At 70.8% G+C, this 9,545-nt stretch carries 11 protein-coding genes; 5 read left to right on the forward strand and 6 right to left on the reverse strand.

The annotated features are described in order from the left end of the window. Window positions 1-100 precede the first annotated feature (100 nt). Window positions 101-1,300, forward strand: a complete 1,200-nt coding sequence (locus Q9R33_RS11685) for a citrate/2-methylcitrate synthase (RefSeq protein ID WP_311293823.1) — start codon at window positions 101-103, stop codon at window positions 1,298-1,300. Here the strand turns inward: Q9R33_RS11685 and Q9R33_RS11690 are convergent. Then, window positions 1,276-1,974: an alpha/beta family hydrolase gene (locus Q9R33_RS11690; RefSeq protein ID WP_311293824.1), complete on the reverse strand. Its 699-nt coding sequence runs from the start codon at window positions 1,972-1,974 to the stop codon at window positions 1,276-1,278. The two genes, Q9R33_RS11685 and Q9R33_RS11690, sit on opposite strands and share 25 nt — an antisense overlap. After that, window positions 1,971-2,711 (reverse strand): general stress protein, encoded by a 741-nt coding sequence (locus tag Q9R33_RS11695; protein ID WP_310250912.1) that lies wholly within the window; start codon window positions 2,709-2,711, stop codon window positions 1,971-1,973. The genes Q9R33_RS11690 and Q9R33_RS11695 overlap by 4 nt, the downstream gene beginning before the upstream one ends. A gap of 40 nt (window positions 2,712-2,751) precedes the next feature. Here Q9R33_RS11695 and Q9R33_RS11700 point away from each other — a divergent pair, with 40 nt between their 5' ends. From Q9R33_RS11700 to Q9R33_RS11710, 3 genes are read left to right on the forward strand one after another with little or no spacing between them, the layout of a single operon-like run. Beyond that, window positions 2,752-4,080: a magnesium transporter MgtE N-terminal domain-containing protein gene (locus Q9R33_RS11700; RefSeq protein ID WP_056367891.1), complete on the forward strand. Its 1,329-nt coding sequence runs from the start codon at window positions 2,752-2,754 to the stop codon at window positions 4,078-4,080. Next, window positions 4,080-4,607: a DUF1003 domain-containing protein gene (locus Q9R33_RS11705; RefSeq protein WP_311293825.1), complete on the forward strand. Its 528-nt coding sequence runs from the start codon at window positions 4,080-4,082 to the stop codon at window positions 4,605-4,607. The genes Q9R33_RS11700 and Q9R33_RS11705 overlap by 1 nt, the downstream gene beginning before the upstream one ends. Next, complete coding sequence (locus tag Q9R33_RS11710) at window positions 4,604-5,755, forward strand: P-loop NTPase (RefSeq protein WP_311293826.1); 1,152 nt, start codon at window positions 4,604-4,606, stop codon at window positions 5,753-5,755. The genes Q9R33_RS11705 and Q9R33_RS11710 overlap by 4 nt, the downstream gene beginning before the upstream one ends. 12 nt (window positions 5,756-5,767) lie before the next feature. On the opposite strand, the gene Q9R33_RS11715 is transcribed toward Q9R33_RS11710, so the two are convergent. Further along, entirely contained in the window at window positions 5,768-6,148 is a 381-nt protein-coding gene (locus Q9R33_RS11715) for a hypothetical protein (protein ID WP_056367896.1), read from the reverse strand. 72 nt (window positions 6,149-6,220) lie between these two features. On the opposite strand from Q9R33_RS11715, the gene Q9R33_RS11720 reads away from it, so the two are divergent. Then, window positions 6,221-6,856, forward strand: coding sequence for an O-methyltransferase (locus Q9R33_RS11720; protein WP_056367899.1), 636 nt, complete (start codon window positions 6,221-6,223; stop codon window positions 6,854-6,856). Window positions 6,857-6,919: 63 nt separating this feature from the next. Here Q9R33_RS11720 and Q9R33_RS11725 read toward each other — a convergent pair whose 3' ends face one another. The 3 genes from Q9R33_RS11725 to dapE form a co-directional block, all read right to left on the reverse strand. After that, window positions 6,920-7,093 (reverse strand): DUF3117 domain-containing protein, encoded by a 174-nt coding sequence (locus Q9R33_RS11725; protein ID WP_019179788.1) that lies wholly within the window; start codon window positions 7,091-7,093, stop codon window positions 6,920-6,922. A 95-nt stretch (window positions 7,094-7,188) separates the two neighbouring features. Next, the gene (locus Q9R33_RS11730; protein ID WP_311293827.1) at window positions 7,189-8,412 is read right to left on the reverse strand and encodes a hypothetical protein; all 1,224 of its coding nucleotides are present in this window, start codon (window positions 8,410-8,412) and stop codon (window positions 7,189-7,191) included. Next, complete coding sequence (gene dapE / locus Q9R33_RS11735; protein ID WP_311293828.1) at window positions 8,394-9,470, reverse strand: succinyl-diaminopimelate desuccinylase; 1,077 nt, start codon at window positions 9,468-9,470, stop codon at window positions 8,394-8,396. The genes Q9R33_RS11730 and dapE overlap by 19 nt, the downstream gene beginning before the upstream one ends. Window positions 9,471-9,545: the final 75 nt, after the last annotated feature.

Below are 9,545 nucleotides of genomic sequence, written 5' to 3' on the forward strand. Positions count from 1 at the left end.
GAGGTCTCCGGGAGGTCGACCGCACCGTGGGCGATCGTTCCCGCTACAGTCAGTGTCGGAACTTGATCATGCTTTCGTCAATCTTGATCGGATCAATATCATGAGCGACCTTCCCCGCCTGACCGCGGCCGAGGCGGCGGCTCGTCTCGGCGTCAAGCCGGAGTCCCTGTACGCGTACGTGTCGCGGGGACTGCTGTCGCGAGAGCGCGATGCCGCGGGCTCGTCGTTCGATCCGCTGGAGGTGGAGGCGTTCGCGCGCCGGCGCCGGCGCTCCCCGAGTGCTGCCCCCGGCTCGCCGGCCCCGGGCACCCCGCTCATGGTGCTCGACACCGGACTCGCCCACATCGAGGACGACGAACTGCACTACCGCGAGCGGTCGGCGGCGCGGCTCGCGCGCGGGTCGTCGTTCGAGGAGGTCGTGACCTGGCTGTGGGATGTAACCGCACTCCGTTCCCCGTCGCCTGCCGACCTCGTCGTCGCCCGGCGCACGATCGAGGCGCTGGGCCCGACCGCGCCGCCGGTCGACCGGCTGATCGTCGCGGTGGCGGCTCTCGCGGCCACCGACCCTCTGCGCGACGACTCCGATGCGTCGCAGCTGGTGCGCGTGGGGGCGCGGCTCGTCACAGGCCTGGCCGCCGCGCTCGCTCCCGCCGGCCAGGAGCCGGACGTCGCACGGACCCTGTGGGGCGCACTCGCTCCGCATGACCTCCCTGGCGGACCCCGCCTCCTCGACGCGGCACTGGTGCTCGTCATCGACCACGATCTCGCCGTCTCCACCCTGGCCGCGCGTGTCGCGGCGTCGGCCCGCGCCTCCGGATACGCCGTCGTCACCGCCGCTCTCGGCGCTTTCGATGCGCCCCTGCACGGCACCGCGAGCCGGGCGGCCGCGCAGCTGCTGCGGGCCGTCCGCGACGGCGACGCACCGTCGACCGCGATCGCGCGCGCCGTGCGCGACGGGGGTCGCGGCATCCCCGGGTTCGGGCAGTCGCTCTATGCCGGGGGCGACATGCGCGCGAGCGTGCTCCTCGAGCTGCTGCGGGAGGCGCCGCAGAGCGCGCGCGTCCTCGCCGCGGTGGACGCCGTCGCCGACGAGGTGGCGCGCCGTGCGGACGTGCGTCCGAACCTCGACCTCGCGTTGGCTGCCCTCACCGTGTGGGCTGACATGTCCGATGACGCCGGGTCGGTGATCTTCGCGATCGGACGCATCGTCGGCTGGATCTCGCACGCGGTGGACGAGTACGACGAACGCCCCATGCGCCTGCGACCGCGGGGGCGTTACGTGGGTCCTGCTCCGGAGTGAGCCCGGCGCAACCACTCGGCGACCATCGGTGCGAGGCCGGCCGCGATCTCGGCCGGCGCACGCTTGTGCCCCTTCACCTCGAACGAGTGCCCACCGCCGTCGATCCAGGCGATCTCGCCGACCTGGCACGACGCGACGGCCTCTTCGAGCTGCTCATGCGGGTCGATGAAGGGGTCGTTCGTGCCTTCGACGAAGAGCTGCGGCTGCGACACGTCCGGCAGGTGTGAAGTGCGAGCCCTGTCGGGGTTCCCCGGCGGATGCAGCGGGTACCCGAGGTACACCAGGCCTGCAGGAGCGATCACACCCTCCGCCGCCGCCATCGACGCCATGCGTCCGCCGTACGACTTGCCCATCGCGAACACGGGCGCACCCGCGGCGCGCTCTGCCAGCTCGGCGTGGACCGCCGCCCACGCCGCGATCGCGTGCGCCGCAGGTCCCGGCATCCGTCTCCCCGCCTCCACGTACGGGAAGTTGAACCGCAGCGTGGCGACGCCCTCTCGCGCCAGCGCGTCGGCGAATCCGGTGAGGAACGGATGCCGATACCCCGCGCCCGCACCGTGCGCCACGGCCGCGAACGCCCATGCCGATGACGGCATGACGAGGTCGGCCGATACCTCGGCGCTCCCGTTCGGGAGCGCGACGGTGATCCGCGAGGGATCCCCGTCTTCTTTCATGCGCTCTTGCTGTCGTCCGCGTGCGGCGCGTCGGCGTGATCCTGCCTCGCGTCGGTCGACGGCTCGGGCTCGGTCGGCTCGCCGGGGCGCTCGACCGGTTCGGGACTCACGGCGTGCGCTCCGGGTGCGGCCTCATCGCCGGGCTCGCCCTCGGCATCGGGCTTCGCCGCGACCCGCTCGCCGTACTTCGGCGGCTCGGCGGACGGAGCCGCGGGGCCCGGGGCAACCGGTGCCGTCGGTACGACCGCAACGGCGGGCGTCACGGCGGTCTGGGGGCCGAGCACCTGACGCGCCCGGCCGACGCTGTTGTCGGTGACGGTGACCTCGTAGTGGTCGGCGACGACCTGCATCACGGACGCGTAGTCGCGGCGCCGGCGCACGAACGAGTACGCCACGATGCTCAGCAGCATTCCGATCGCGATGCCGACGAACAGCACGCCGACGAATGCCTGGATCGGCACGGACGGCGAGCCGATGACGAGGATCGCCGAGAAGAGAAGGCCGAGGAGGAGTCCGTTCACCGCGCCCGACCGCGCGGCCGACGCGTAGCCCAGACGGCCGGTGATGCGCTCGATCGAACGGAGTCCCTGCCCCACGATCGCGATGTCGCGTGCCGGAATGTCGGCCGCGATGAGGGACGACACCGCCTTCTGCGCCGCCTCGTACGTCGGGAAGTTCGCCACGGTCTGCCCGACCGCGTCAGAACTCTGCGGAGAGCGCCCTCCCATCATGGTCATCTCCCCATCCTCCCACGGCGCGCGGACTACGCTGGGACGTGTGAGCACGCAGAGGGTTTTCGTCGCGCGCCTGTCCGGGTGCTCGGTCTTCGACCCCGCCGGCGACCGCCTCGGCAAGGTCCGCGACGTCGTCGTCATCTACCGCAAAGACGATCCGCCCCGTGTGATCGGGCTCATGGTCGAGATCCCCGGCCGGCGGAACGTGTTCGTCTCGATCGGCCGCGTCACCTCGATCGCGACCGGCCAGGTCATCACCACCGGGCTCATCAACGTCCGACGCTTCCAGCAGCGCGGCGGCGAGGTGCGCGTCATGGCGGAACTCCTCGGCCGCAAGGTGTTCTTCGCCGACGGATCCGGAACCGCGGTGATCGAGGACGTGGCGATCGAGCGCAACCGTCTCGGCGAGTGGGACGTCGGGCAGCTCTTCCTGCGCAAGCCGAAGACAACGGCCTCCCCCTTCGCCAAGGGTCCCACCACGTTCGCGAACTGGGACGCGGTGCGCGAGAGCCAGGTGCCCGGCGAGGCGCAGTCCGCCGAGCAGCTGGTGGCGACGTACTCCGAGCTGCGGCCCGCCGACCTCGCGAACACGCTGCTCGACCTGCCCGAGGAGCGGCTGCTCGAGGTCGTCGACGAGCTCCCCGATGACCGTCTCGCCGACGCCCTCGAGGAGATGCCCGAAGAGGAGCAGGTCCACATCCTCGAAGCCCTCGACGACGAGCGCGCCGCCGACATCCTCGACGCCATGGAGCCCGACGACGCGGCCGACGTCCTCGGACAGCTCCCCGAGGACCAGCGCGAAGAGCTCCTCGAGCTCATGGAGCCCGAGGAGGCGGAAGACGTCCGCGCCCTTCTCAAGTACGGCCCCGACACTGCGGGCGGCCTCATGACGAGTGAGCCCATCGTGCTCTCCGCCGATGCGACGATCGCCGAGGCCCTCGCGCTGATCCGTCGTCACGAGCTGCACCCCGCGCTCGCGGCCGCTGTCTTCGTGACCCTTCCTCCGTACGAGACACCCACGGGGCGCCTGCTCGGCACCGTGCACTTCCAGCGGATGCTGCGCTACCCGCCGCACGAGCGGCTGGGGGCGATCATCGACGACACGCTCGACCCGGTGCCGGCGACAGCGTCGGCGGCCGAAGTCGCTCGTCTGCTCGCCTCGTACAACCTCGTCTCCTTGCCCGTCGTCGACCCCGCCCATCGGCTGGTCGGCGCGGTCAGCGTCGACGACGTGCTCGACTATCTCCTCCCCGAGGACTGGAGATCGCACGATGCCGAGGAGGATGAACGCCCGGCATCCGAGTCCGTACCCACCACGACCGCCAGCACGTCTGTGCTCGGCAAGCCATCCGGCACAGGGAGGAGGCGCTGATGGCACGCAGCACCCGCCAGCCGTCGCTCGACGCCCCTCGTGGCCGCTCGGGCATGCTGCAGCGCACCCCACAGCCGTCCAGCGACCGCTTCGGCCGCTTCTCGGAGGCGTTCGCACGCGCGATGGGCACGTCGGGCTTCCTGATCGGGATGACGATCTTCGTGGCCGTGTGGCTGGCATGGAACATCTTCATGCCCCCGCAGCTGCAGTTCGATCCCGCGGCGACCAACTTCACGCTGCTCACGCTGATCCTGTCGCTGCAGGCGTCGTATGCCGCGCCCCTCATCCTCCTCGCTCAGAACCGGCAGGACGACCGCGACCGCGTGCAGATCGAGCAGGATCGGCAGCGCGCCGAGCGCAACCTCGCCGACACGGAGTACCTCGCACGCGAGGTCGTCGCCCTGCGGATGGCCGTCAACGACTTCGCCGACCAGGTCCTCACGCGCGACGTCCTCCGCAGCGAGCTGCGCGCCATGCTCGACAAGCTCGAGAGCTCCCCTGAGGTCGAGGACGGCGCCGCCCGATGAGCCCGGCCTCCGCGGACGCCGTCCGCACCGCCGTCGGCGCTGTCTCCGACCCCGAGCTGCGCAGACCCATCGGCGAGCTCGACATGGTCCGTGACATCTCGGTGGACGACGGCGTCGCGAACGTCGCGATCGCCCTCACGATCGTGGGCTGTCCCGCGGCTGACCGGATCGCTTCCGACGTGCGCGCGGCCGCGGCATCCGTTCCCGGGATCACGGACGTCGCACTCGAGGTGGGGGTCATGACTCCGGCCGAGCGGCACGCGCTCACCGAGCGGCTGCGCGGCGGACGAGCGCGCGAGATGCCCTTCGGTCCCGGCACGCTCACGCGCGTCATCGCCGTCACGAGCGGCAAGGGCGGCGTCGGCAAGTCGACCGTCACCGCCAACCTCGCCGCCGCGCTGGCCGCACGTGGGCTCGCCGTCGGGCTCATCGACGCCGACGTGCACGGGTTCTCGATCCCGGGCCAGCTCGGGCTCGTCGCGGCAGACGGCACCGTGCCGCAGCCGACGCGCGTCGACGAGCTCATGCTGCCGCCCGTCGCTTACGGCGTGAAGGTGATCTCGATCGGCATGTTCCTGCGCCGCTCCGCCGCAGACACGCCGGTCGGCGCCGTCGCCTGGCGCGGGCCCATGCTGCATCGCACCGTGCAGCAGTTCCTCACCGACGTCTATTTCGGCGACCTCGACGTACTCCTGCTCGACATGCCGCCCGGCACCGGCGACGTCGCGATCTCGGTGGGGCAGCTGCTGCCCAACGCCGAGGTGCTCGTCGTCACGACGCCGCAGGCGGCGGCGGCCGACGTCGCGGTGCGCAGCGGTGTCGTCGCGCGTCAGACCGGGCAGCGTGTCATCGGGGTGGTCGAGAACATGGCCGCCATGACACTTCCCGACGGCACGACGGTCGATGTGTTCGGCGCGGGCGGCGGCGCCGCGGTCGCAGAGGCGCTCTCGCAGCCGGATGCCGAGGTGCCGCTGCTGGCTTCGGTGCCGCTCAGCCCGACGCTGCGGACGGATGCGGATGCCGGAACCCCGGCGGTCATCGCACACCCCGACGACCCCGCGGCGCGGGCCATCGCCGGCATCGCTGAGACGCTGGCTCAGACGCCGCGCGGACTGTCGGGCCGCTCGCTCCCGTTCCGCCCGCGCTGAACAGCGCCGGGGTCAGGTCGCTTCGCTGTCGTAGGGCGTCGGGCCCTCGATCGGGCTGCGGTACGGCGACCGCACCGGCGTCGTCGGCGGCATGGGTGCGGACGGCGCCTGGGAGGCCGCGATGCTCGCGACCGGGGCGTCGTCGAGGAGCGCCTCACGGATGATGCGACGCGGGTCGTACTGGCGAGGGTCGAGCGTGCGCCAGTCGACGTCGTCGAAGTCCTCGCCCATCTCGTCGCGCATGCGCGTCCGTGCGGTCGTCACCCAGGTCCGCGCCCGTTTGGTCAGGCCGGCGAGCGACTCCGCATAGCGGGGCAGCCGCTCGGGTCCGAGGATGAGTGCCGCGACGAGTCCGATCAGCAGCAGCTTCTCGATCGTGAGGCCGAAGATCATGCCTTCAGATTACCGCCGTGCCTGTGCGGCCAGCGCCGCGCGGCCGCGTAGGCTGGCGGGCGGAGGATGCCGATGGGAGAGCAGAACGCGAACCAGCGGTTCGTCGACGAGGCGACGAGCGAGCCGGAGCACATCGCGCGTGCCCGCGCGCATGCGCTCGAGCTCGGAGCCGCACCGATCAGCCCGGCGATCGGCGCCCAGTGCGCGGTCATCGCAGCGGTGTCACAGGCGCTCAACATCGTCGAGATCGGCACGGGTGCCGGAGTCTCCGGGCTCTGGCTGCTGCACGGCTCCCCCCGCGCGACCCTCACCACCATCGACAAAGAGCCCGAGCATCTCGGCGCCGCCCGCCAGGCGTTCGCCGAGGCCCGGATCCCTCCGGCTCGTGCCCGCTTCATCACCGGCCGCGCCTCGGAGGTGCTGCCGCGCATGAACGAGGCGTCCTACGACATCGTGCTCGTGGACGCCGATCCCGAGGGGGTCATCGAGTACGTCGAGCACGGTCTGCGACTGGTGCGGGCCGGCGGGACGGTGCTCGTCCCCCGCGTGATGGCCGGTGGGGCCGTCGCCGACCCGGTGCGGCGGGACCCCGTGACCACCGCGTACCGCTCGCTCATTCAGGAGACGCAGGCCTCTCCCGCGGTGATCGGCGCACTGTCGATCACGGGCGAGGGACTGCTGCAGCTCACCACCGTCTCCACGCCCTGACTGCTCCGCACCGCATGCAAGAACGGCCGGTCCGATCGGACCGGCCGTTCTTGCAACGAGCGACTACGCGGCGTTGACGACGCCCCCCAGGACGTCGTAGAGCTCCTTGGCCTCAGCGTCGTTCACCGAGACGACCAGACGACCGCCTCCCTCGAGCGGCACGCGCACGATGATGAGTCGACCCTCCTTCACGGCCTCCATCGGCCCGTCTCCGGTTCTCGGCTTCATGGCTGCCATTGCGGCTCCTTTTCATCGATGGTCTGCACGTCAAGTTTATCGTGAGGGCCGACGCCCCGGGCACGCCTGGGGAAAGCGGCATCCGTCATCCGGCGTCATGGGACCTGCCAGTTCGTGCTTCCCAGGGCATACATGTTGTAGATCCACCACCACTGCCCCACGAGACACGCGATCAGCACGCCGATCCGCCAGATGCGAGAGCGCGGAACGGCGAACGCACCCCACAGCGGCGACAGCGGCACCAGCAGGCGGAAGATGCTCGACTGCGGAAAGAAGACCAGCAGGAGGTAGACGAGGTAGCTCGCACTCCACAGGCGGATCTCGATACCGAGCCGGCGCACGTGCGGCAGCGCGACCAGGGCCACCGCGATGAGGAGCAGTCCCCCGCCGACGAGGGCGTACCCGAGGGCAAGCGGGAGGTGCCACATCGTCTCGAACCAGTAGGAGATTCCCGCGAGGAACGGCTCGAGCGGCGTGAACGTCGCGTCGCCGAGGATCCAGTTGCGCCGCCAGGCCATCTCCGTGACGAGATAGGCGTCCGGGTTCCCCGTCACCCATCCCGCGATGAACTGCCACGCGAACCCCGCCACCGCGGCGAGAAGGCCGGCGGCGATGATGTGCCCGATCTCCGGTGCCCGCAGCGGTTCACGCGCCCGTGTGAACCAGCGCCAGATGCCGAACAGCGCGAGGAACAGGGCGAACGCCAGCACGCCGGGTCGTGTGAACGCCATCAGCGGGATCAGGGCATACAGCCACACATAGCGCCGGCGTGCCACCGCGAGCAGCGCGCAGAACAGCCAGAACAGGTTGAGCGCCTCGGCATATCCGACGTGGAAGAGCGCCGCGAGCGGTCCGCTCGCGAAGAACGCCACAGCCCAGAGCGTCGCCGACTCGTCCAGCCGCCTCCGCAGCAGGTAGTAGAGGGCGACGGATGCCCCGTACCCGGCGACCAGCGACACGATGAGGGCGCCGGTGTGCCAGAGGCCGAACGGGACCGAGACCCACTGCGCGAGCCACGGATAGATCGGGAGGAACGCCCAGGCGTTCTCAGCGACCTGGCCGGCGTCATTGAGCGGCAGCCGGCTCGGGTAGCCGGAGACCGCGACCAGCCAATACCACTCGCCGTCCCACGCGACGACGGTGTCGCCCAACCGGGCATCCGCACCCATCCGGGACGTGAAGCCGGAGAGCTCGGTGGCCGCGAACAGGAACAGCGTGGTGACCAACCTGGCGGCGACGTAGATCGCCGCGACCCGCGCAGCAGTCCGAGCCGCAGACGGACGCGTCACCGGCGACAGCGTCAGCTGCTCGCCAGCCACGCGCGCAGACCCTGCTCGACCGCCTCGATCTGAGCGACCGGCACGCGTTCCTCGTCGTGGTGCGCCAGGTGGGGATCGCCGGGTCCGTAGTTCACCGCGGGCACTCCGAGCGCGCTGAAGCGGGCGACGTCGGTCCAGCCGTACTTCGGCCGCGGCTCGGCGCCGACGGCTGCCAGGAACTCCTGCGCGAGCGGTGCGTCGAGCCCCGGACGGGCGCCGGCTGCAGCATCGACGACCTCCACCTCGAACCCTGCGAGCACGTCACGCACGTGGCTCTCCGCCTCCGCGACGTCACGGCTCGGTGCGAAGCGGTAGTTGACCTCCACCTCGCACAGATCCGGGATCACGTTGCCGGCCACACCGCCGTTGATGCGCACCGCATTGAGCCCTTCTCGATAGACGAGGCCCTCTACGGCGACGTCACGCGGGACATAGGCGGCGAGACGCTCGAGGATCGGAGCGGCTTTGTGGATCGCGTTCTCGCCGATCCAGGCACGCGCGCTGTGCGCGCGCACCCCGTGCGTGCGGACGATCGCACGAAGGTTGCCGTTGCAGCCGCCCTCGACAGCGCCGTCGGACGGCTCGCCCAGGATGGCGAAGTCGCCGGCGAACAGATCGGGGCGTGTGCGCGCGAGTCGCGTGAGTCCGTTCAGGTCCGCGTCGACCTCTTCGTGGTCGTACCACATCCACGTGATGTCGACCCGGGGGTCGGAAAGCTCTGCCGCGAGTTTCAGCTGCACCGCCACCCCGGCCTTCATGTCGACGGTGCCGCGGCCCCAGACGTAGGGCTCCCCCTCGACCTCGATGTCCTTCGTCGGCACGTTGCCGTTGATCGGAACGGTGTCGATGTGCCCGGCGATGACGACGCGCTGCGCGCGACCCAGGTGGGTGCGGGCGACGATCGTGTCGCCGTCGCGGTACACGTCGAGGTGCTCGAGCGCGGAGATCTCCGCGAAGATCGCGTCAGCGAGCGTCTTCTCGTCGCCGGAGACGCTCGGAATGTCGCAGATCATGCGAGTGAGTTCGACAGATGACAGGGACAGGTCGAGCGCCGGCATCCCTCGAGTCTACCGAGCGCGAATATGTGCCGTTAACGCGGAATGGCCACCCTGCTGTGGGTGGCCATTCCGTGA

This window comes from Microbacterium sp. PRC9 (assembly GCF_031844125.1).
Taxonomy (GTDB): Bacteria; Actinomycetota; Actinomycetes; order Actinomycetales; family Microbacteriaceae; genus Microbacterium.